General features: G+C 69.3%; 23 protein-coding genes. 15 read left to right on the forward strand and 8 right to left on the reverse strand.

Going from position 1 to position 21,531, the window contains the following annotated elements; all coding sequences use genetic code 11:
- Positions 1–360 precede the first annotated feature (360 nt).
- A complete protein-coding gene (locus AC3EO7_RS07045) occupies positions 361–624 on the reverse strand; it encodes a cold shock domain-containing protein (protein WP_431969658.1) in 264 nt (87 codons plus the stop codon).
- A 133-nt stretch (positions 625–757) separates the two neighbouring features.
- On the reverse strand, positions 758–1,165 hold the full coding sequence (locus AC3EO7_RS07050) for a RidA family protein (RefSeq protein ID WP_431969657.1): 408 nt from the start codon (positions 1,163–1,165) through the stop codon (positions 758–760).
- A 74-nt stretch (positions 1,166–1,239) separates the two neighbouring features.
- Between AC3EO7_RS07050 and AC3EO7_RS07055 the strand changes: the two genes are divergently transcribed.
- Positions 1,240–1,845, forward strand: a complete 606-nt coding sequence (locus AC3EO7_RS07055; protein ID WP_435590741.1) for a TetR/AcrR family transcriptional regulator — start codon at positions 1,240–1,242, stop codon at positions 1,843–1,845.
- A 1-nt stretch (position 1,846) separates the two neighbouring features.
- Here AC3EO7_RS07055 and AC3EO7_RS07060 read toward each other — a convergent pair whose 3' ends face one another.
- Entirely contained in the window at positions 1,847–2,338 is a 492-nt protein-coding gene (locus AC3EO7_RS07060) for a VOC family protein (protein ID WP_431969655.1), read from the reverse strand.
- Positions 2,339–2,536: 198 nt separating this feature from the next.
- On the opposite strand from AC3EO7_RS07060, the gene AC3EO7_RS07065 reads away from it, so the two are divergent.
- A complete protein-coding gene (locus AC3EO7_RS07065; RefSeq protein WP_431969654.1) occupies positions 2,537–2,728 on the forward strand; it encodes a hypothetical protein in 192 nt (63 codons plus the stop codon).
- A 151-nt stretch (positions 2,729–2,879) separates the two neighbouring features.
- Positions 2,880–3,833: a helix-turn-helix transcriptional regulator gene (locus AC3EO7_RS07070; protein WP_431969653.1), complete on the forward strand. Its 954-nt coding sequence runs from the start codon at positions 2,880–2,882 to the stop codon at positions 3,831–3,833.
- Between the two features lie 4 nt (positions 3,834–3,837).
- On the opposite strand, the gene AC3EO7_RS07075 is transcribed toward AC3EO7_RS07070, so the two are convergent.
- The 4 genes from AC3EO7_RS07075 to AC3EO7_RS07090 all read right to left on the reverse strand — a co-directional run bounded on the left by AC3EO7_RS07075 (position 3,838) and on the right by AC3EO7_RS07090 (position 8,342).
- Positions 3,838–4,329 (reverse strand): hypothetical protein, encoded by a 492-nt coding sequence (locus AC3EO7_RS07075; RefSeq protein ID WP_431969652.1) that lies wholly within the window; start codon positions 4,327–4,329, stop codon positions 3,838–3,840.
- Positions 4,330–4,527: 198 nt separating this feature from the next.
- A complete protein-coding gene (locus tag AC3EO7_RS07080; protein WP_431969651.1) occupies positions 4,528–4,929 on the reverse strand; it encodes an STAS domain-containing protein in 402 nt (133 codons plus the stop codon).
- A 568-nt stretch (positions 4,930–5,497) separates the two neighbouring features.
- Positions 5,498–6,979: a long-chain-fatty-acid--CoA ligase gene (locus tag AC3EO7_RS07085; RefSeq protein ID WP_435590742.1), complete on the reverse strand. Its 1,482-nt coding sequence runs from the start codon at positions 6,977–6,979 to the stop codon at positions 5,498–5,500.
- A 79-nt stretch (positions 6,980–7,058) separates the two neighbouring features.
- A complete protein-coding gene (locus tag AC3EO7_RS07090; RefSeq protein WP_435590743.1) occupies positions 7,059–8,342 on the reverse strand; it encodes a PucR family transcriptional regulator in 1,284 nt (427 codons plus the stop codon).
- Between the two features lie 227 nt (positions 8,343–8,569).
- Between AC3EO7_RS07090 and AC3EO7_RS07095 the strand changes: the two genes are divergently transcribed.
- From AC3EO7_RS07095 to AC3EO7_RS07125, 7 genes are all read left to right on the forward strand, one after another.
- Positions 8,570–9,328, forward strand: a complete 759-nt coding sequence (locus AC3EO7_RS07095; RefSeq protein ID WP_431969648.1) for an ABC transporter ATP-binding protein — start codon at positions 8,570–8,572, stop codon at positions 9,326–9,328.
- Positions 9,325–10,050 carry an ABC transporter ATP-binding protein gene (locus tag AC3EO7_RS07100; protein ID WP_431969647.1) on the forward strand — a complete coding sequence of 242 codons (726 nt, stop codon included), beginning with the start codon at positions 9,325–9,327 and terminating at the stop codon, positions 10,048–10,050. The genes AC3EO7_RS07095 and AC3EO7_RS07100 overlap by 4 nt, the downstream gene beginning before the upstream one ends.
- A complete protein-coding gene (locus AC3EO7_RS07105) occupies positions 10,047–10,934 on the forward strand; it encodes a branched-chain amino acid ABC transporter permease (RefSeq protein ID WP_431969646.1) in 888 nt (295 codons plus the stop codon). The genes AC3EO7_RS07100 and AC3EO7_RS07105 overlap by 4 nt, the downstream gene beginning before the upstream one ends.
- Positions 10,931–11,995, forward strand: a complete 1,065-nt coding sequence (locus AC3EO7_RS07110) for a branched-chain amino acid ABC transporter permease (protein WP_435590744.1) — start codon at positions 10,931–10,933, stop codon at positions 11,993–11,995. Before AC3EO7_RS07105 ends, AC3EO7_RS07110 begins: the two co-directional genes overlap by 4 nt.
- Positions 11,985–13,235, forward strand: a complete 1,251-nt coding sequence (locus AC3EO7_RS07115) for an ABC transporter substrate-binding protein (RefSeq protein WP_435590745.1) — start codon at positions 11,985–11,987, stop codon at positions 13,233–13,235. The genes AC3EO7_RS07110 and AC3EO7_RS07115 overlap by 11 nt, the downstream gene beginning before the upstream one ends.
- Before the next feature lie 77 nt (positions 13,236–13,312).
- Positions 13,313–14,071, forward strand: a complete 759-nt coding sequence (locus AC3EO7_RS07120; RefSeq protein WP_435590746.1) for a DUF8020 domain-containing protein — start codon at positions 13,313–13,315, stop codon at positions 14,069–14,071.
- 95 nt (positions 14,072–14,166) lie between these two features.
- Positions 14,167–15,324 (forward strand): acyl-CoA dehydrogenase family protein, encoded by a 1,158-nt coding sequence (locus tag AC3EO7_RS07125; protein WP_431969642.1) that lies wholly within the window; start codon positions 14,167–14,169, stop codon positions 15,322–15,324.
- 6 nt (positions 15,325–15,330) lie between these two features.
- Here AC3EO7_RS07125 and AC3EO7_RS07130 read toward each other — a convergent pair whose 3' ends face one another.
- On the reverse strand, positions 15,331–16,245 hold the full coding sequence (locus AC3EO7_RS07130) for a LysR substrate-binding domain-containing protein (RefSeq protein ID WP_431969641.1): 915 nt from the start codon (positions 16,243–16,245) through the stop codon (positions 15,331–15,333).
- Between the two features lie 106 nt (positions 16,246–16,351).
- On the opposite strand from AC3EO7_RS07130, the gene AC3EO7_RS07135 reads away from it, so the two are divergent.
- The 5 genes from AC3EO7_RS07135 to AC3EO7_RS07155 are packed head-to-tail and all read left to right on the forward strand — an operon-like array spanning position 16,352 to position 21,530.
- A complete protein-coding gene (locus AC3EO7_RS07135) occupies positions 16,352–17,287 on the forward strand; it encodes a CoA transferase subunit A (protein ID WP_435590747.1) in 936 nt (311 codons plus the stop codon).
- The gene (locus tag AC3EO7_RS07140; RefSeq protein ID WP_431969639.1) at positions 17,275–18,069 is read left to right on the forward strand and encodes a CoA-transferase subunit beta; all 795 of its coding nucleotides are present in this window, start codon (positions 17,275–17,277) and stop codon (positions 18,067–18,069) included. Before AC3EO7_RS07135 ends, AC3EO7_RS07140 begins: the two co-directional genes overlap by 13 nt.
- Positions 18,066–18,851, forward strand: coding sequence for an enoyl-CoA hydratase-related protein (locus AC3EO7_RS07145; protein WP_431969638.1), 786 nt, complete (start codon positions 18,066–18,068; stop codon positions 18,849–18,851). The genes AC3EO7_RS07140 and AC3EO7_RS07145 overlap by 4 nt, the downstream gene beginning before the upstream one ends.
- A complete protein-coding gene (locus tag AC3EO7_RS07150) occupies positions 18,851–20,392 on the forward strand; it encodes a 3-hydroxyacyl-CoA dehydrogenase (protein ID WP_431969637.1) in 1,542 nt (513 codons plus the stop codon). The genes AC3EO7_RS07145 and AC3EO7_RS07150 overlap by 1 nt, the downstream gene beginning before the upstream one ends.
- The gene (locus AC3EO7_RS07155) at positions 20,376–21,530 is read left to right on the forward strand and encodes an acyl-CoA dehydrogenase family protein (RefSeq protein ID WP_435590748.1); all 1,155 of its coding nucleotides are present in this window, start codon (positions 20,376–20,378) and stop codon (positions 21,528–21,530) included. The genes AC3EO7_RS07150 and AC3EO7_RS07155 overlap by 17 nt, the downstream gene beginning before the upstream one ends.
- Position 21,531: the final 1 nt, after the last annotated feature.

Consider the following 21,531-nt stretch of genomic DNA (forward strand, 5'->3'; position numbering starts at 1 on the left):
AGAATAACGGGCAGCGACGGCAATGATCGAGCTAATCGGAGCCCGCCCGCAAGCGCGGCGTGTCGGCCCGGTTCGCCACTCGATTGCCGAGTGCTATCCCCGACGCTACAGCCGCTACCAGGGGAAATACGGGAACGGCGATGTCGAGAGTTGGTCGGCCGCATCGAAATCAGCGACCGGGTTCGCGTCCCGGCCGCCGAGGCGTCGGAGTCACCGAGCGGTCGAACCGGCTGTTCGACAGCGCCCGCCCGCCGGGATACCGGCGGCGCTACAGCAACGCGCAGGTAGCGCGAGCCTGACCGCACACGCGAACGCTCGGACGGGCCGGCCACTGCCGCCGGCCCGTCCGAGCGCTCGCGTTCAGGCCGCCACTCGCCCTTTGCGGACGCCCTCGGCCAGCACACGCACGACAACGGCCTCGGGCCGTTCCCGCGATCGGATGAACGCGACCGGCTGCCCCTCCACGAGGGTGCGATAGCCGACCATCTCGATACTCGAATAGTCCACGTACACCAATGCGCGTGGGTCCGACGCGGGTTCGATGAAACCGAACCCTTTCGGCGCGTCGAACCACGCCACCGTCCCGCGCGACCAGCTCGCAGTTCCCGACCGTGCAGGCGTCATGGGCATCACCTCCGGGTCCTAGCCGCCCCCTACGAGCAGCCGGTGCCCGCGGATTTCCCGATTCGCCGTGATCGAAACAGTGCCCGGGGTCGATGTTGCCGGACGCGCGCGCCGATGTGGCGCGCACGGCGGGTCAGTCGAGGACGGCGGTCGCCTCGACCTCGACCATCAGGTCGGGCTCGCCCAGCGCGGCGACACCGAGCAGCGTGATCGGCTTGACCGGGTCGATACCCAGTTTCGCCGCCGCCCGCGCCACGCCCTCGCCGAGCAGCGGGTATTTCTCCTCATTCCAGTCGACCACGTAGATGGTCAGCTTCGCGACGTCGTCGAACGAGCCGCCGATCTCGGTGAGCGCGATGGCCACATTGAGGTAGGCCTGCTCGACCTGCGCCGCGAAATCCCCCTCTCCCACTTTGTTGCCCTCGGCGTCTCGGGCCACCTGCCCGGCCAGGAACACCAGCCTGCTGCCCTGGGCGATCGAAAGCTGGCGGTACACCTCGGGTTTGGGCAACCCCTCGGGATTGACCAGCGTCACGGCCATGGCTACTCCTCCACGTCGTTCGGTTCCGCGGCTGCGGCCGACCAAACCATAACAATGCTATGTATTGTTGCGCCATGGCGCGCACCAAGAATCCGCACGTGCGGTCGATGCTGCTCGAGCGCGCCGCGCAGATGCTGCGCAGGCGGGAGCCGGTCACCTTGCGCGGGTTGGTGGCGGGCACGAGCGTGTCGACCATGGCCGTCTACACCTATTTCGACGGCATGGACGGCCTGTGGCGCGCGCTGCGGCAGGAGGGCTTCACCCGACTCTCGGCCACCCTCGCCGAGGTGGCCGAGACATCGGATCCGGTACGGGATCTCGCGGCGCTCGGCGCCGCCTATGTCGTGAACGCCCTGGAGAATCCCGACCTCTATCGCGTCATGTTCGACGCCGGCTTCGAACTGGAGGATTCGGCCGCCGCCGACGAGACGCTGCATCGCCTGGTGGTCACCGTGGACCGCGCGAAAGACGTGGGCCGCCTCCGATCCGGCGTCGACTCGCTGGAGCTGGCCACCCAGAGCTGGACCATAGGCCACGGCCTCGCTTCGCTCGTCGCCACCGGCCCGCTCCCGCGCGCGACCCTGGCGAACGGCGTTCCCCTGCTGACCGCCCTGTTCGTCGCGGCCGGCGACGAGCGGACGCACTGCCGCCGATCGGTGCGCGCGGGCTGGCGGCTCTGAGTCAGGACGCCGAGCGCTTCACCTCGTCGAAGAACGCGCGCATGCCGTCTCCGATGGCGGCCAGTTCTATATACGGCACGCCCTCGGAGGCGCCGTCGATGTAGGCGAAACGCATGTCCCCGCCCATGTCGCCGCTCTGCAACACCGGGAGGCCGTCGCGGGCAGCCGCGTCCACGGCGGCGTCGAAGTCGTCCGGCTCGAAGCACACGTGGTGCAGGCCGGGACCGCAGCGGGCGAGGAAGTCGGCGTAGATGCTCTCCCCGCGTACCGGTTCGATCAATTCGAGCTGCATGTCGTCGAGATACGACAGCGCGATGTGCGCGGTGAAATCGGCGGGACGGTCCCGGTAGGTGCACGTGCGCGGGCCGAATTCGACGCCGGGGATGCGTGTCCATTTCCGCACGCCGAAATGCGTGACGAAGAAGCGTTCCGCCTTCTCGATATCGGCGGTCACCCACGCGATCTGGGTGATCGGTCCCTCACTGAAACCCATACCGGGTCCTGTGTTCGATCGTCGGGTCGGCTCGTGAATACCTGTCGTTCATGAACCGACGTTAAGCGACTTCGCTTAATCCATCAATTCGAACGACTTAGATCGCCGGGATCCGGTCCGCCGGATTCGCTGCCGCGACGCTGGGTAACCGGCGAAGTACCGCTGCGGCACCATCGGCCAGCGCGAGAGGAGGACACGATGGAACGCGGAAACAGCAAGCACGGACCCAAGCGCGATGACGAACTCGTCCGCGAGCTACACGGCGCATTGCACGCCAGCCCGTCGAACCACGCCGACGAATGGCGCGATCCCGAACCGTCCGACGAGGACGTCCTGACCCCTCGCCCCAAACTCCCGCGCCCGGCCCCACCGGACAACCCGCAACCCTGACACATCCGCCGACCCGTCCACGCTTCGGCACGGCCGCACCAGAATCGGACTACATTGGTGGGTCTCACCCCGGTGCGATCGCGCGACGACCCGCTGCGGGCGATGATTCGACGCAGTCGCCCCCAGCGGGCACGGCCGAGGCGGAGCAGCGATGGACACGTTCGTTTTCGACAGCGAGGATCTCGCCGCGACCGAAGCCATGCTGAACGCGGCCTACACGAAGATGCGGATCGGCAGCAGTCAGGAGCGGACGCGCGCGCAGCTGGCCCGTGACGTGCTCGGCACGATCAGCGTCGACCAGCTGGAGCTGGGATTCGACATGGCCTACCGTGCCGATCCGCTCGGGCGCGTGTGCCTGTGCGACATGGAAAGCGGCGCCATCGAGGAAACCTTCGCCGACGGCGCGACCGACACCTTCGTGCCCGGCGACTTCGCGCTGATCGCGCCGCCGGACGAACCGTATTCCGGCGTGGTGCGCCGGGCGCGCTACCGGCTCACCATGTTCGACCCGAAACTGCTCGCCCAGGTGGCCGCGGCGATCCCCGGCCGCGGCGCCGAGCCGGTGCGCTTGCTGCACCATCGTCCGGTCTCGGACACCGCGGTCGCCCAATTGCGCCAGGTGATCCGGTGGCTGCACCAGCACGTCCTCACCGTGCCCGAGGCGCGGGAATCGCCGCTCATCGCTGCCTCGGCCGATCAGTGCCTAGCCGCGAGCGTGCTGCAAGCCTTCCCGAACAACGCGTCGCCGGATCCGACCATCGTCGATCGCAGGGATGCCCACCCGGACACCCTGCGCCGCGCCATCGCCTACATCGATGCGCACGCCACCGAGCCGATCACCGTGGCCGACATCGCGGCGGGCGCGCACGTGACGATCCGTGCCGTCCAGCTCGCCTTCCGCAGGCACCTGGACTCGACGCCCATGGCGTATCTGCGAATGGTGCGGTTGGCGGGCGCGCACGAGCAATTGCTCGCGGCCGCGCCCGGCAGCGGGCACACCGTCACGAGCGTCGCCGCCGACTGGGGTTTCGCGCATCCCGGCCGGTTCGCGAGCACCTACCGCCAGACCTACGGCGTCTCGCCGCAGACGACGTTGCACAACTGAGGGGTCACGCGCCGCCGTCCAGCATTGCCGCGATCTCGCGGCAGGCGCGCTCCACCGCGTCGTCCAGGTCTCCGTCGAGGACGTTCACCCGGTCGGCGTAGAGCGCGAGCACCGCGACCCGGCCGTTCGCTCCCGGCACCCTGCGGCAGTGCAGCGACCGCAGACCGAGCAGCCGCAACTGCGCACGGCACTCGCTCCAGCGGGTCTCGGCCTCCAGATCGGCGACGATCACGGCGGATTCCTCGTTCAGCGCCAGCCGATTCGGCGCGGACTCGCTGATGAGCTGCGCTTCTTCGGCCAGCTTCGCCCGCGGTGACGACCACGCCCTGACCCCGATCTCGCCACCCGAGCGGACGGTGAGCCCGGCGAGTACACCCGCGGGAAAGGCCTTGGCCAGTTCCCGGACAACCGCATGCAGATCCCGCACCGCCGCCGTGGGCTGCTCGACGGGCTGCGCGGCGGTGGGCTCGGACGCCCACAAGCTCGTCTCGAGCATGGCAACTCCTTCGCACGCCCGAGCGTTGGGCCGCGCGGGATCGACTGTCGGCGACCACCGCGCCGACGACGCGGCTCGACCACCGAAGTCAAGCCTGTCAATGCGTGATCGGAGCCCACAACACAGAGAACGAAGTCGCGGCGGGACGCTGTCCAGAAAACGAAGCGCATGCGCCCGGAGGGATTCAGCGCGGGCGACTCACGATCCGAGTGCTTCGTCCAAACTGACGTAGTAGCAGAACAGCGCGCGCACTCCGACCAGGTCGAGCACCCGGTCGATCTCGGCGTGACCCGACACCAGGCGCAGGTCGATGCCCTGTTCGGCGAGCTGTCGCTTGTACTCCCCCAACGCGAGGGCGGCGCGTATCCCGACGAAACGAGTGGCACGGAAGTCGACTACGACCGCGCTACAGCCACGCTCGGGAATGGCGTCGAGCGCGGCGCACAGTTCGGGAAGCCCGGCGAGATCCAGTTCGCCGTCCACCACCATCACCACGCAATTGCCGCGCATGGCCACCGAGCGTCCCCCAGGCCGCCGCTTGTCGCGCATGTGGTGGTGCGTTCGCCCGACGCCGGACCGCACAACGATTTTCGTCGACATCGCAGAACCTCCCAACGGGATGGTGTCCCACCTGTCGACCGAACGGCGCCGTCGAACGGCGTCACCTGGTCGGTGCGATTCGCCCGAGAACCGCGTGGAACTGTGCTCGTCTGAAGATCTCAGCCTGCGGCCGGTCCTGTCCTTCGATCCTCGGCGTCGCGCGATCGTAGCCACGATCCGCGGCCCCGGCCGCCCTCCTTTGTTGTGCTCCAAGCATAGGCCGGTAGCCGATCGACTTTCACCTGTTGCGGCGAAGGACCTGTCTACCTGCGCTTGCTCGCCGGGGCCGTTGCTGGAAACCCCCTGGGATCCCCCTGCGGTTCGGCTGCCAACCCGTCATGAACCCCCTTCTTCGTCATGGACCCCCTTCTTCGACGCTGCGTCACATCATCATCGGCATGCCGGGGAACATGTCGGTCCACAATCCGCGCAGCATCTCGATCAGCTGCCCGAACATGTCCATCATCACGGCGAACACCTCCTCTCCGGCGTCATCCTCCACCCGCTCCTCGCCTACCCGGATCGGTAACGGACATGCCTTCGGATGACATCCGGCTACCAGGGGGTTTCAGCCGTAGCGACGCACGAGTTCGCGCTTGAGAACCTTGTGACTCGGGCCGAGGGGCAACTGGTCGACGAACTCCACGCGGCGCGGATATTTGTGCTTGGCCAGGCGCTCGCGGCCGAAGGCGACGACCTCCTCCGCGGTCAGCGGTCCGCCTGCGACGACGACCGCGCAGATCTCCTCGCCGTAGGTCTCGTCGGGCAGGCCGATCACCGCGACCGCCTCGACCGCGGGGTGGTACAGCAGCGCCTCTTCCACCTCGCTGGGGTACACGTTGAAGCCGCCGCGAATGATCATGTCCTTGATCCGGTCGGCGATGGTCACGTACCCGTCGGCGTCCTTCACGCCGAGATCGCCGGTCCGGAACCAGCCCTGCACCACGGCGCGGGCGGTGGCGCCCGGGTTGCCGATGTATCCGTTGAACACGTTGTGCCCGCGGATCACGATCTCGCCGAGTTCTCCGCTGGGCAGCAGGACGATCTCGTCCGGCACTCCGGGGTCGGCGATCTCCACCTCCACGCCCCACACCGCGTGCCCGACGGTGCCCGCGCGCGGACCGAAGTCCGGCTGGTTCACCGCGGCGGTCGGCGAGGTCTCCGAGAGCCCGTATCCCTCCAGAATCCGGGTGCCGAACAGGTCGTGAAAGGTCTCCAGCACCGGCTGCGGCAGCGACGCACCGCCCGAGATGCACAAACGCAGGTGCGGCGCACCGAGTTTCGTGGCGGCGGTGATCAACCGGACGTACATCGTCGGCACGCCGTGAAAGGTGTTGACGCCCTCGGCGTGCATCAGCCGGATCGCCGCGTCGGGGTCGAAGCGGGGCTGCAACACCAGCGTCGCGCCCGCGCGCCAGGTGGAGTTCATGGAGACGGTCTGGCCGAAGATATGGAACAGCGGGAGCGCGCCGAGCGCCACATCGTCGCTCCGCACATCGTTCGCGTCGAAGGCGTTCACCGTCGCGTTCATGACCATGTTCAGATGGCTGAGCTCGGCGCCCTTCGGCTTGCCTGTGGTGCCGCTGGTGTAGAACACCACGGCCGGGTCGCCAGGTGCGCGCGAGACGAACGAGCCGATCGGTTCCGCCACAAGGGTATTCGGATCGTGACAGCCGATGCCCGCCGCGGCCGCCGCAACCTGCCCGACACCGGCGAACTGCTCGTGGCACACCAGCAGCGTCGCCCCGCTGTCGCGCAGCACGTGCGCGGTCTCGTCGGCCGTCAGGAGCAGATGCACCGGGATCACCACCGCGCCCGCGGCGAGGATGGCGTAGTAGGCGCGGGGGAACTCGGCGGTGTTGGGGCACATGAGCGCGACGCGATCGCCGGGGCGTACCCCGAGTTCGACAAGAGCGCCGGCCTGTTCGCGGGCCTGCGCCCACAATTCGGCGAATGTGATGCGCTGCGGGCCCTCGATCAACGCGATCCGGTCCGGGCGGCGGCGCGCCTGCTCGGCCAGAATGCTCGCCAACGACAGCGTGGCGTTCATGCCACCTCCAAAACTAACGATGCAAGTTTCTGCCACCGTAGAGCAGTGAAACTAGCGGTGCAAGTTTCTCTTTGGCGCGTTACTTCGGGGCGGCGTGCAGCTCGATCGCGACGAGCAACTCGACCAGATCGTGCACGCTGCGGACGTTGCGGCCGGTGAGTTCCTGGATCCGCCGCAGGCGGTACTTGGCGGTGTTGTGATGGATGCGCAGCGCGTCGGCGGCTTCGCGCAGGTTCATGTCGGCGGCGGCGAAGGCACGGATGGTGTCGGCCAGCATCCCGCCCCGCATCCGGTCCTCGGCCAGCGCGGCGGCGATCCGCGGATCCACCAGCTGACAGACGGTGTCGTCGGCGCGCAGCATGAGGTATCGGAACGGCGACAGATGCGGCAGGGCCAGCACGCCGCCGCCCTCGGGCAGCAGGTCCAGCGCGGAGCGGGCCTGCTGGTAGGCCCGCGGTAGCTGGGCGACCTCGGTGAACGCGGTGCTGATGCCGATGGCCAGGGTGATGCCCTCGGCGTGCAGTTTGTCGCGGGTCCGCCGCAACCGCGCGCACAGCTCGTCGGCGGCGCCGTCGCGACCGAGCGCGGGAATCGCGACGATCTCCGGCCCGCGCACCACAGACAGGGTGCGCAGCCCGTTGACCCCGGTGCGCGCCAGCGCGGCCGAGGCGATGTGCCTGGCCGCCGCTTCGGAATCACCCGGCTGCCCGCGATCCGCCGTCCGCAACACGACCGCCGTCACCGCCACCATGGCCGTGTTCCGCTCCGTGCCGAGGCCGTGCGCGTGCGCGGTGGCCAGCTGCGGACCCCGGTCGGGCAGGACGCCGTCCAGCAGGCACTCGACCAGCTCCCGGCTGTCGCGACCGGCCTCGGCGGAAAGGTACTGCTGGAATTCGAGGTAGGCGTTGGCCGCCTGGGTGCTGATCAAATCGCAGTAGCGGGTGAGCGGAACGACCATCGAGAGCGCGGCGTCGCGCCCGGCCTCCGAATCGCCCGCGTGCGCGACCAGCGATTTCCAGATCGCCTGCTGTCCGAGCCGGAACGCGGAGATGTAGTCGACCAGCGTCAGCCCCGACTGCGCCCGGCGCGCCGCGGCCCGCCTGGCGTAGGCGATGTCGGCGGCTGTGACGCGGCGCTTGTCCAGCAGCGCGCCGAGCCCGGTCCGGCACAGGCGGGTCAGCTGGTCGTGCACGTCGGCGTGGAAGGCGGTGTCGCGCGCCGCGTAGCCGGGGACCTGCGCCAGGATCGCGGACATGCCCGCGTCGGCGATGTCGTGCGCGTGCTCGAAGACGCTGCCGACGATCCGCGTGCGCTCGGCGTGGACCGGTGCGGAAACCCCGATCGAATGTGATCCAGCTGACATAACCCGGCATACTCCACGGCCCTCGTCGGGGGTGTCAACCGGCCCGAACGAGACATCCACCCCTGTCCACGCCGGACAAACCGGACGGCCGAGATTGGGCCTCCGCGTCCGATGTGCGCCCTGACCAGCGTCTTTACGCTGACCACGATCCACAGGCCAGTCTGCGAAGACTGCGCCGACCCGCTCGGAATTTTTCACCCACGTCTCGGACGCGGGTCGGAGGACGCATGCTCGAGATATCCCACCTGACCGTTCGCTTCGGCGGCATCACCGCCCTGCACGACGTCGGCTTCGCCGTGGCGCCGGGCGAGATGGTCGGCCTGATCGGTCCGAACGGCGCGGGCAAGACCACCTTGTTCAACTGCCTGACCAGGCGCTACCAGCCCACCGAAGGCGCCATGCGCTACCGGGGCGACGACCTGCTGACGGTCCGTCCCGACGCGCTGGCCGGGCTCGGCATCGCCCGCACCTTCCAGAACCTCGGCCTGTTCCCCCGCATGTCGGTCCGGGACAACGTCCTGGTCGGCGCCCACCACCGGGCCCGCGCCGGTTTCGTCTCCGCGAGCCTGCGCCTGCCGGGGGTGCGCCGGGAGGAGCGGCGGCTGCGCGCCGAGGTCGACGCCCTGCTGGAGCGCTTGGACCTCGCCGACGTCGCGGACCATCCGGCCGAAGGACTGCCGTTCGGCACGCTCAAGCGGATCGAACTGGCGCGCGCACTGGCCGTCGGACCGCGACTGCTGCTGCTGGACGAGCCGGTCAATGGACTCAGCCACGGCGAGGTCGACGTGTTCGCCGAACGCCTGCGCGCCCTGCGCGCCGAGTTCGACCTGACGGTGATCGTCGTCGAACACCACATGGGATTCGTGATGGGCACCTGCGACCGCGTGATCTGCCTGGAGTTCGGCAAGGTCATCGCCGAGGGCGAACCCGAAGCGGTGCAACGCGATCCGGCGGTCATCCGGGCCTACCTGGGGACGGCGGCATGAGCGACGAAGCGTTCCTCACCGTCACCGACCTGCGCGCGGGCTATGGCGCCGCCAAGGTGCTGCACGGGTTGAGCTTCTCGGTGGCCCGCGGCGAGGTCTGCGCGATCCTCGGTCCCAACGGCGCGGGCAAGACCACCTTGTTGCGCGCGCTGTGCGGGATGATCCGGGTCCGCGGGGCGGTCCGGCTCGACGATGCCGAGATCACCGGCCGCACCCCCGAGGCGATCGCGCGCCTCGGCGTCGCGCACGTGCCCGAGGGCCGCGGCACCTTCCTGCCGCTGACCGTTGAGGACAACCTGCGCCTCGGCGCCTATCAGCACCGCGACCGCGTCCGCACCGAGGCCGACCTGCGCCGGGTCTTCGACTTCTTCCCCATCCTGCGCGACAAGCTGCGCGAGACCGCGGGCGGACTGTCCGGCGGTCAGCAGCAAATGCTGGCGATCGGCAGGGCGCTCATGTCGCGGCCCCGGCTGCTGTTGCTGGACGAGCCATCGCTCGGCCTCTCGCCGCTGGTCACCCAGGAGCTTTTTCAGATCGTGCACACCATCAACGAAGAGGAGCGCACCACCGTGATCGTCGTCGAGCAGAACGCGCATCTCGCGCTCGGCACCGCGCACCGGGCGCACGTCCTGGAAACGGGCCGAATCGTCTTGTCCGGCACCGCGGCCCAGATCAAGGCCGACAAGCAGGTCGCCGAATCCTATCTCGGATATCGGGTGTGACCGTGGCCGGATTTCTGCAACAACTCATCGAAGGCCTCACGACCGGGGCGATCTACGCCGGACTCGCTCTCGCGCTCGTGCTCATCTATCGGTTCACCGGCATCGTCAATTTCGCACAGGGCGAGCTCGCCATGTTCTCGGCCTTCCTGGCCTGGCAGTTCGTCCAGAGCGGATTGCCGTTCTGGCTGGCGCTGCCCGCCACACTGGTGGTGTCGTTCCTCGGCGGCATGCTGATCGAACGCGTGATCATCCGGCCCGTCGAGGGCGCGCCGGAATTGACGCTGGTGATCGTCACCGTCGGCCTGTTCTTCTTCGTCAACGCCGCGGCGGGCTGGATCTGGTCCTATCAGGTCAAGTCCTTCCCGAACCCGTTCCCGGAGGGCGCTTTCCGCGCAGGCGGGGTCACCGCCGGGTACGGCAGCATCGGCGTGCTCGCGGTGGTCGCCGCGGTGATGGGGCTGCTGTACTTGCTGTTCCGCTACACCAAGATCGGCCTGGCGATGCGGGCGGTCGCCTGCAACCCGCAGTCGGCGCGCTTGGTCGGCATCAAAGTGGGCACGGTGCTCGCGCTGGGCTGGGGCCTGGCCGCACTGGTCGGCGCGGTGTCCGGCGTGCTGTCGGCGCCGCTGCTGTTCCTCGAGCCGAACATGATGGGCGGCGTGCTGATCTACGCCTTCGCGGCGGCGACGCTCGGCGGCTTCGACAGCCCGGGCGGCGCGGTGGCGGGCGGACTGATCGTCGGCGTCGCCGAAACCCTCACCGGCGCTTATCTCGACGTCATCGGCACCGAACTCAAGATCGGCGTGCCGCTGGTGATCATCCTCGGCGTCCTGCTGCTCCGGCCGCAGGGTCTCTTCGGTCACGCGGTGGTGGAACGGGTATGAGTGACATGGGAACTCAACACACTGCACTCGCGGCGGAGGAAGTGACTCCGACGCCCGAAGCCCCCTCGCGCACCGCGTCGCGGCGTCTTCCGTTGCCGCACTGGTCGTGGCTCGGGATCGGAGCACTGCTCCTGCTCGCCTGTCTCGCACCGTTCCAGCTGGTGCCGTTCCGCACCTTCCAGCTGGCGCTCGCGATGATCTACGCGGTCGCACTGCTCGGCTTGAACCTGCTGGTCGGGCACACCGGCCAGATCTCGCTGGGGCACGGCGCGTTCTTCGCCGTCGGCGCGTACACCAGCGCCGTGCTGCTCGACCGTTGGGACACACCGTATTTCGCAACGCTGCCGGTCGCGGCGGCGGTGGCCTTCGCGCTCGGCTTCGCCCTCGGCATCCCGGCGCTGCGGCTGCGCGGACTGTATCTGGCACTGGTCACCCTCGCGATCGCGATCTTCCTGGTGCCGCTGCTCAAGCGTTTCGAGTCGCTCACCGGCGGTTCCATGGGACTCACGCTGACCAAACCCGCGCCGCCCGCGTGGACCGAACTGGCCGAGGATCAGTGGCTGTACTTCCTGGCGCTGCTCGTCACCGTCGTCAGCTTCCTCCTGGTGGCCGGGTTGCTGCGGTCGCGGGTCGGCCGTGCGCTGCACGCGATCCGCGACAACGAGATCGCCGCCGAGGTGATGGGCGTGTGCTTGGCCTTCTACAAGACGCTCGCCTTCGCGTGTGGCGCCATGCTCGCCGGAGCGGCGGGCTGCGTCTACACCTGGGTGATCGGGTTCGTCTCGCCGGACTCCTTCGCCGTCGGGTTGTCCATCACGCTGCTGGCCGGACTGGTCGTCGGCGGGCTCGGCGGCCTGTGGGGACCGCTCCTCGGCGGGCTGTTCGTGATGTACGTCCCGAGCTTCGCCCAGGACCTGAACCAGGCCGCACCGGGAGTGATCTTCGGACTGCTGATCATCGCGGTCATGTACCTCGCGCCGAACGGATTGGCCGGACTCCTCGGCCGCACGGCGCGCTGGCTCGAACGTCTCGTTCGGAAAGGGAAGAACAATGCGTACTAAGGCAATCCGCGCCGCCGGCGTCGCGGCCGCCGTCCTACTCGCGGTCTCCGGCTGCGGCGGCCGCGGCGATACGGGCAGCACCGTCGGGCAGGGCGAGTGCAGCGGTCAGCAGACCACCGGCATCACCGACAGCAGCATCAAGCTGGGCGGGGTCTACCCGCTGTCGGGACCCGCCTCGGCATACGGCGAACTGCCCAAGGGCGTCCGCGCCTACTTCGACTACCTGAATGCCGAACACGGCGGCATCGGCGGCCGCACCGTCGAGTACCTGGTTCGCGACGACGGCTACCAGCCGCCGAAGACCGTCGAGGAAACCCGGCGGCTGGTGGAGCAGGACCAGGTGTTCGCCGTCTTCCAGACGCTGGGCACCCCCACCTCCTCCGCGGTGTGGGACTACCTGAACCAGCGCACGGTGCCGCAGGTGTTCGTCGCGGGCGGTGCGACGAAGTGGGGTGCGGACGAGAAGCATCCGTGGACCATCGGCTGGCAGCCCAGCTACCGCGCCGAAGGCCGCGCCTTCGCGCAGTACGTCAGGCAGCAGCGCGCCGACGCGACGGTGGCGGTGCTCTACCAGAACGACGACTTCGGCAAAGATCTGCTGAACAGCTTCACCGAGGCCGTCGCGGGCAGCGGCGTCCGGGTGGTGGCCGAGCAGAGCTACGAAGTCACCGACCCGACCGTGGAACCGCAGGTGCGCAATTTGGCCAGCTCGAAAGCCGATGTGCTGCTGAACTTCTCCACACCGAAGTTCGCTTCGCAGGCGCTGGCCGCCGAGCGTCGCAACGCCGAGTGGAACCCGCTGCACATCCTGACCCAGGTCGCGAACACCGTCAGCACGCTGAAGCCGGTCGGCCTGGAGAACGCCCAGGGCGTGGTGTCGGCGGCGTTCACCAAGGACCCGTCCGACCCGCAGTGGGCCGGCGACCCCGCGATGCGCGGCTACCAGGAGAAGCTGGCCAAGTACGCGCCCGGCGCCGACCCGACCAACCAGTACACCCTGGTCGGCTGGTCGGCCGCCGAGAGCTTCCACAAGACGATGGAAGCCGCGAAATGCCCCACCCGCGAGGGACTTCGGGACGCCATGCGCTCGCTGGACGATGTCGGCATCGACCTGCTGCTGCCCGGCATCACGCTGAAGACCGGCGAAGGCGACGCCTTCCCGATGGAGTCCCTGCGCATCCAGAGGTTCGAGGGTGACCACTGGGTGCTGACCGGCGACGTCATCAACACCGGCAGGTAACACTCCCCCACTACGTGCCGCGGCGCACTCCGGCGTCGTCGGCAAGCACGAAGAAAACCGATCGATGAGGATCAACAATGAAACTGCGAAACAGCGTCGTGACCGCAGCTATGGCGGCCGTTGCCGTCGGTGTCTGCGGCGCGGGCGTCACCAACGCCCAGCCCGCCGAGGAACAGGCTGCGGTGCACTACGAGGTCACCCGCCAGGGTGATTCCGCCGTGGTGACCATCGGCGACGGCAAGTTGCGCGTCGTCGCGGACCAGCTGGTGGTCACCGACACGCACGACACCCCGGTCGCGGCCGTGCCGCTCACCTACCGCATGGACGCCATGGCGTACCCGATCGCGGCGCGGGTCGAGGGTGACCGCGCGATCCTGACGCCGTCCCGCGAGGGCGGAACGCCGGTGGCCGCCGTGTCGCCGAACGAGGTCATCAGCACGGATCAAGCGGCCAAGCAGGTCGCTGAATCCTTCACCCCGCGTGACCAATCCGCGCTCGGCGTGTTCGCCCAGCGGATGACCATCAGCGCCGCGGTGAGCGCCGTCGTCGGCGCGGTGCTCGGCGGCGGCGTCGGCTGCCTGCTGGGCGGAGCGGCGGGCGCCACCGTCGCCAGCCCGGTGATCGCGCTGCTGCTCCCCTGGGTCGGCGCCACCATCGCCGGGTGCGTGCTCGGCGCAGCGACGCTGGGCGCGGTGGGCGCCATGGTCGGTCTGATCACGGTGGGCGGTCCGATCGCGCTGTTCTCGGCGTTCCAGTACTTCTCCACCATCATCGCCCCCTGCCCGGCGGAACTGCCCTACTGCAAGGACCCCTCGGTTCCGGCTCCCCCGAAGTAACACCGCAAGAAAAGATCCCGCAGGCCTGTCCGGCGCACAACCGGGCAGGCCTGCGCGGCGGTGCCAGGCGCCGCCCGACGAGGAAGGAAATCATCGTGCGCAGAACAGTTTTCGAGGCCGACCACGAGGCGTTCCGGGAGACCGTCCGGTCCTTCATCGAATCCGAGGTCGTCCCGGAGTACGACAAGTGGTACGCCGACGGCATCGTGCCGCGCGACTTCTACCGCAAGCTCGGCGAACTCGGCGTGTTCGGCATCGAGGTCCCCACCGAATACGGCGGCGCCGGGATCGAGTCGTTCTCCTTCCAGGCGGTCCTGACCGAGGAGATCGCGCGCGCCGCGGTGTCCTTCGGCGGCTCCAGCGTGCATGTGTCGCTGTGCCTTCCGTACCTGAAAGCACTGGCCACCGAGGAGCAGAAGCAGCGCTGGCTGCCCGGATTCGTCAGCGGCGACATCATGTTCGCCATCGCCATGACCGAACCGGGCACCGGCTCGGATCTCGCGGGCATCCGCACCACCGCGACCCTGTCCGAGGACGGCACGCACTACGTGCTCAACGGCTCCAAGACCTTCATCACCGGCGGCGTGCACGCGGACCGGGTCATCGTGTGCGCGCGCACCGCTCCGACCAAGGCGGAGGACCGCCGCTACGGCCTGTCTCTGCTCGTGGTGGACACCGCCTCGCCCGGCTACTCCGTCGGCCGCAAGCTGGACAAGCTGGGCCTGAAGGTCTCCGACACCGCCGAGCTGACCTTCACCGATGTCCGGGTGCCTGTCGAGGATCTGCTCGGCGAGGAGCACCGCGGCTTCTCCTACCTGGGCCAGAACCTGCCGCAGGAACGGCTCAGCATCGCCGTCGGCGCCTACGCCCAGGCCAAGGCCGCCGTGCGCTTCGCGCACCAATACACCAGGGACCGTTTGGTATTCGCCAAGCCGGTGGCCAGTTTCCAGAACACCAAGTTCGAGCTGGCCGCCTGCCGCGCCGAGGTGGACGCAGCCGAAGCAGTCGTCGATCGGGCATTGGCCGCGCACGACCGCGGCGAGCTGACCCCCGCCGACGCCGCCTCGGCCAAGCTGTTCTGCACCGAGACCGCCTCCCGCGTGATCGACCGCTGCCTCCAGCTGCACGGCGGCTACGGCTACATCACCGAGTATCCGATCGCCCGGCTCTACGCCGACAACCGCGTCAACCGGATCTACGGCGGGACCAGCGAGGTGATGCGCATGATCATCGCCAAAGACATGGGCCTGTAACGGGTTTCAGCGCGCGCCCGCCGTCGGCTCGGGCGGGGTCGGCAGCACCTCTTCGGCCACCTCGAGCACGGCGGCCAGCGCGCGCGAGGTGTTGTCGGCCCGCCAGGCCAATGCGGAGGCGAGCGCGGGCACATCGCCGCGCAATTCCTTGTAGACCATGCCGGACCGGTGGATGTGCTGCACCGAGGAGACGGTCAACGTCACGCCGACGCCGGCGGCGACCAGGTCGAGGATGGTGTACGAGTCCGGCGCCTCCTGCACGATGCGCGGTGTGAACCCGGCGTCGAGCGCCGTGCGCACCAGGTGGTCGCGCACGCTCGATCCCTGCGTGCCGGGGAAGGTGACGAAGGCGTCGTCGGCGAGGTCGGCGACATCGATGTCGGGGGCGTCGGCGAGCGGATGCTCCGCGGGCAGCGCCGCGACCAGCCGCTCGTACTGGATCACCCGCACAGCGACGCCCTCGCGCCGCACCGGCAGCCGGACGAAGCCGAGATCCAGCTCGCGCGCCGCGACGAGGTTCAGCGCGGCGCCCGCGTAGGTCTGGCCGCGCAGGCGCACCTCGATGCCGGGGTGCGCCGCGCGCACCGCCCTGGTCAGCGTCGGCAGCGACTCGTGGCTGCTGGCGCCCGCGAAGCCGATCGAGACCCGGCCGACCTCGCCGCGGCCGGAGGCGACCGCCGCCCGCCTGGCCAGCTCGAGGTCGTCGAGCACCTTGCGCGCGTGCGGCAACAGCACCTCGCCCGCGGCGGTGAGCCGCACCGAGCGGGTGTTCCGCTCGAACAGCGCGACCCCGAGTTCCTTCTCCAACGCGCGGATCTGCTGGCTCAGCGGCGGCTGGGCCATGTGCAGGCGCTCGGCCGCGCGGCCGAAGTGCAACTCCTCGGCGACCGCGACGAACCCGGCGAGATGACGGAACTCCACGACGTCCCCATTCGGTAAGAAACGGTATCACTGCATTGCGAATTGAGTATTGGACTATATCGGTCGAACAAGGCACGGTGAGGACAGTTCCGAGCGAAGGAGCCCGATGCCCCGGTCCAAACAGCTGACGATGCGCGAGGCCGTCGCCGCGTTCGTCGACGACGGCGCGACCGTGGCCTTGGAAGGATTCACGCATCTGATCCCGGTCGCCGCTGGTCACGAGTTGATTCGCCAGCGCAGGCGAGATCTGACGCTGGTCCGCATGACGCCCGATATCGTCTTCGACCAGCTGATCGCGGCGGGCGCGGCACGAAAGATGATCTTCTCGTTCACCGGCAACAGCTCGGTCGGCTCGCTGCACGCCATCCGCCGGGCCGTGGAGCACCGTGAACCGCGCGGCATCGAGATCGAGGAGTACAGCCACTTCGGCCTGCTCACCCGCTATCTCGCCGGAGCCGCGAATCTTCCCTTCTACCCGCTGCATTCGTACGCGGGCAGCGATCTGCCCGCGCACAATCCACGCATCGCCAAGGTGGTGTCGCCGTTCGCCGCACCGGACGGCGGGGTCGAGGAGATCTACGTGGTGCCGCCGATCCGGCCCGATGTCGCGATCCTGCACGCGCAGCGCGCCGACCGCGCGGGCAACGTCCAGGCGTGGGGCATCCTCGGCCCGCTGCAGGAGGTGGCGTTCGCATCGACCCGCACCATCGTGGTGGTCGAGGAGATCGTCGACGACGAGGTGATCCGCGCCGACCCGAACCGCACCGTGATCCCCGGCTTCGCGGTCGACGCGGTCGTGGAGTGCCCGCGCGGCGCGCATCCCTCCTTCGTGCAGGGCTACTACGACCGCGACAACGACTTCTACCGGTCCTGGCCCGCGATCAGCAAGGATCCGGCCGCGCTGGACCGCTGGCTGCACGAATGGATCCACGACCTGCCCGATCACGCCGCCTACCTGGACAAGCTCGGCCCCGGCTACTTCGACCGCCTGGTTCCCGAGCCCGCGATGTCCCACCCCGTCGACTACGGATGCACACTGTGACGACCGCGCGCCCCACCGATCGGGCCCACACCACGAGCGAGCTGCTCACCGTCCTCAGCGCCCGCCACCTGCACGGCAAACGGCGAGTCTTCGCCGGTATCGGCCTGCCGACCCTCGCCGTCGCGCTCGCGCAGGCGACCACCTCGCCCGACCTCGAGCAGGTGTACGAATCCGGCGTCTGCGGCGCGCATCCCCCGCGCCTGCCGCAGACCATCGGCGACGCCCCGTTGGCCACCGGGGCCGAGGCGATCCTCGGGATGCACGCGCTCTTCGGATACGTTCTGCAGGGCGGCTATATCGACGTCGGCTTTCTCGGCGCGGCCCAGATCGATCGCTTCGGCAGCCTCAACAGCACCGTGATCGGCGACTACGCGGCCCCGGCCGCCCGGTTGCCCGGCGCGGGCGGCGCCGCCGAGGTGATGGCGAACGCGGACGAGGTCTTCGTGGTGCTGCGGCGCCACGACCGGCGATCGTTCGTCGACCGGCTCGATTTCACCACCAGCCCGGCGCCCGCGGTGGCGCGCCGGGCCGAACCGCGGGTACGCACCCGCGGCCGCGGCGTGGCGACCGTGATCACCCCGCTCGGCGTGCTCACCGCGGACGCCGACGGCGAATTGCGGCTCGGCGCAGTCCATCCCGGCGTCTCCGTCGACCGGGTGCTGGATGCCACCGGCTGGCCGCTCCGCGTCGGCGACACCGTCACCGTCACCGCACCACCTACCGCGGCGGAACTCGATCTGCTGCGCACCACCATCGATCCGACCAGGGTGTATCTCCGATGAACGAATCCACCGTCCTGCGCACCGATCTGTCCGGCGAGCACGCAGGCATCCGCATTCTGCGCATCTCCCGGCCGCAGGCCCGCAACGCATTGAACTCTGCCACGAAAATCCTTCTTGCCGAGGAGCTTTCGTACGCCGACGCGGATCCGGCCGTGCGCGTCATCGTCCTCACCGGCGACGCCGGTGTGTTCGTCGCCGGAACGGACCTGAAGGAGATGAGCACGTACCGGCCCACCGATCTGCTCGCGGGCGAGACCGGCAAGGTGTTCTCGGTGCTCGACGAGCTCGGCACGCCGGTGCTCGCCGCCGTCGAAGGCTATGCGTTCGGCGGCGGATGCGAACTCGCGATGGCGTGCGATCTCGTGGTCGCCGGCGCGTCGGCGCGGTTCGGGCAGCCGGAGATCCGGGTCGGGCTCATCCCGGGCGCGGGCGGGCTGAGCCGCCTGGTGCAGCGAGCCGGACGCGCCCGCGCGCTGCGCATGGTGCTGACCGGCGAGCCGATCGACGCCGTCACCGCGCAGCAGATCGGGATCGTCGCCGACATCGTGCCCGACGGCGCCGCGCTCGACGCCGCCGTCGACATCGCGGCGACCATCCTGCGTCAGCCCCCGTTGAACATCCGCGCCATTCGCGGTGTGGCGCGGCACGCGGAGAACGCCCCGCTGAACACCGCGATCGCTTTGGAACGCACGACTTTTCAGGTGTTGTTCGACACCGCCGACCACGCCGAGGGCATCGCCGCCTTCCTCGGCAAACGCTCCCCGACCTACGAAGGACACTGATGGAACCGATCGAACGCATCCGCATCGTCGGCGCGGGCGCGATGGGCCGCGGCATCGCGCAGGTCGCCGCGACCGCCGGATACCGAGTCGAGCTGACCGACACCGACGACGCCGCGGTGCGCGCCGCGCTCGAGTTCGTCGCGGCGATGATTCACCGGTCCGTCGACAAAGGCATACGCGACGCCGACGAGGGCGCGGCCATCCTGGCACGGCTCACGGCGGGCGCGGCCCCGACCGCACCCGCCGCCGACATCGATCTGGTGATCGAGGCCGTGGTCGAGAGACTTCCGGTGAAGCAGGCGATCTTCGCCGAACTGGAGACCGCGACGCCGAACGCCGTGCTCGCTTCCAACACCAGTTCGCTGTCCATCACCGCGATCGCGTCGGCGCTGCACGACCCCTCGCGGCTGATCGGGCTGCACTTCTTCAACCCGGTGCCGCTCATGTCGCTGGTGGAGGTCGTTTCCGGCCTGCGCACCGCGCCCGAATTGGTCGACACCGCAACGTCTTTCGTGACACGCCTGGGCCACACCCCGATCCTGGCGCGAGACACCCCCGGGTTCCTCGTCAACCACCTCGGGCGCGCCCTGCCCAGCGAGGCGCTGGCCATCCTGTCCGAACAGATCGCCGCGCCGGCCGATATCGACCGCATCGTCCGCGACACGCTCGGCTTGCGGATGGGCCCGTTCGAGCTGATGGATCTCACCGGATTGGACGTCAGCCATACCGTGATGGAGACCGTCTCCGCGGGGTTCTACGGTGATCCGCGGCTGCGGCCCTCCCCGATCGCGGCCGCCCGCGTCGCCGCCGGTCTGCTCGGCCGCAAAACGGGCGAAGGGTTCTACCGCTACCAGGACGGCGCGCCTGCGCTGCCCGCCGAGCCCTTGATCGTGCCGGATGCCGAGGCCACCCCGGTCCACGTCCACAATCACCCCGATTTCGCGGCGGCGCTGCGCCGATCCGGCGCGACGGTGCTCGAATCTCCCGATGCCGAGGCGGTTTCCCTCGTCCTACCGATCGGCGAACCGACTTATCGGGTCGCCGCCCGCTACGGTCTCGACCCCGCCCGCACCCTCGGCATCGATCCGCTCGGGATCGATCGCCGCCGCCTCACCGTGATCGTGCCCGGCGCTGTCGACCCGGTCGTCGCCGCGCCCGTATTGCGCGTCCTGGCCGCCGCCGGTTACCTCCCGACGCCGACTGCGGACGTCACCGCCCCTGTGGCGCAACGGATTCTGGCCGCCATCGTGAACCTCTCCTGCGCCCTCGCCGAACACGGCATCGGCACCCCCGAGGACATCGACCGCGGCGCGCGCCTCGGCCTCGGCTACCCGATCGGACCGCTGGAACTCGGCGAATCCACCGGAAGCGAGCGCGTCACCGCGATACTCGACGGCCTCTACGCCTACACCCGCGATCCACGCTATCGCGTGAGCAGCTGGCTGCGCGCCCGCGCCGAGCAGCGAATTCCCCTGCACACCAGGGGCACCCGCCCCGAAGACCTGCTCCCGAACCGAGGAACCGATGTTCGTTCTCGATGACATGCACCGCGAAATCCGGGCGATGGCCGCCGATTTCGTCGACAGCGAGATCACCCCGCGCGCCCGCGACTGGGACCTCGCCGAAAGCGTCGACCTGTCCATCGTCGAACAGCTGGGCGAGCTCGGATTCCTCGGGCTCGGCATCGCCGAGGAATACGGCGGCACCGAGGTCGACATGCTCTCCTACGTCCTGGTCTGCGAGGAACTGGGACGGGGCGATTCAGCCGTGCGCGGCATCGTCTCGGTGTCGCTCGGCCTGGTCACCAAGTCCATCGCCGCGCACGGCACCGAGGAGCAGAAACGCGCCTGGCTTCCGCGGCTCACCGCGGGACGCGCGCTCGGCTGTTTCGCGCTCACCGAACCCGACAGCGGCTCCGACGCGGCCTCGCTGCGCACCAGGGCGGTGCGCGACGGCGACGACTGGGTGCTCTCCGGCGAGAAGATGTTCATCACCAACGGCACCTGGGCCGAGGTCGCCCTGGTCTTCGCGCGCACCTCGGCCGACGGCGGCAAAGGCCTCACCGCCTTCCTCGTCCCCACGGACACACTGGGTTTCACGGCGACGACCATCCACGGCAAACTCGGACTGCGCGGGCAAGCGACAGCGGCGCTGACGCTCCAGGACGTCCGGGTGCCCGACTCGGCGCGGCTCGGCGCGGTGGGCAAGGGTCTCGGCATCGCCTTGGGCGCCTTGGCCAAAGGCCGCATCTCCGTGGCGGCGGGCAGCGTCGGTGTCGCGCAGGCGGCCCTCGACGCCGCGGTGCGCTACTCGACCGAGCGCATCCAGTTCGGACAACCCATCGCCGCCAAACAGCTCGTGCAGGAACTGCTCGCCGACTCCGCGGTGGACATCGAATCGGCGCGCCTGCTGACCTGGAAGGCCGCCGCGCTGGTCGACGCCGGGGCGTCGCGGGAGGAGGTGCAGCTCGCCTCGTCCATGGCCAAGCTCGCCGCGGGCGAGACCGCCGTGCGGGTGAGCAACAACTGCCTGCAGGTGTTCGGCGGCTACGGCTTCATCGACGAGTACCCGGTGGGCAAATACCTGCGCGACGCGCGCGTGCTCACCCTCTACGAAGGCACCAGCCAGCTCCAGAAGCTCATCATCGGCCGCGCTCTCACCGGCGTCGACGCGATGTGAC

The sequence above is a fragment of the Nocardia sp. bgisy118 genome, assembly GCF_057708605.1.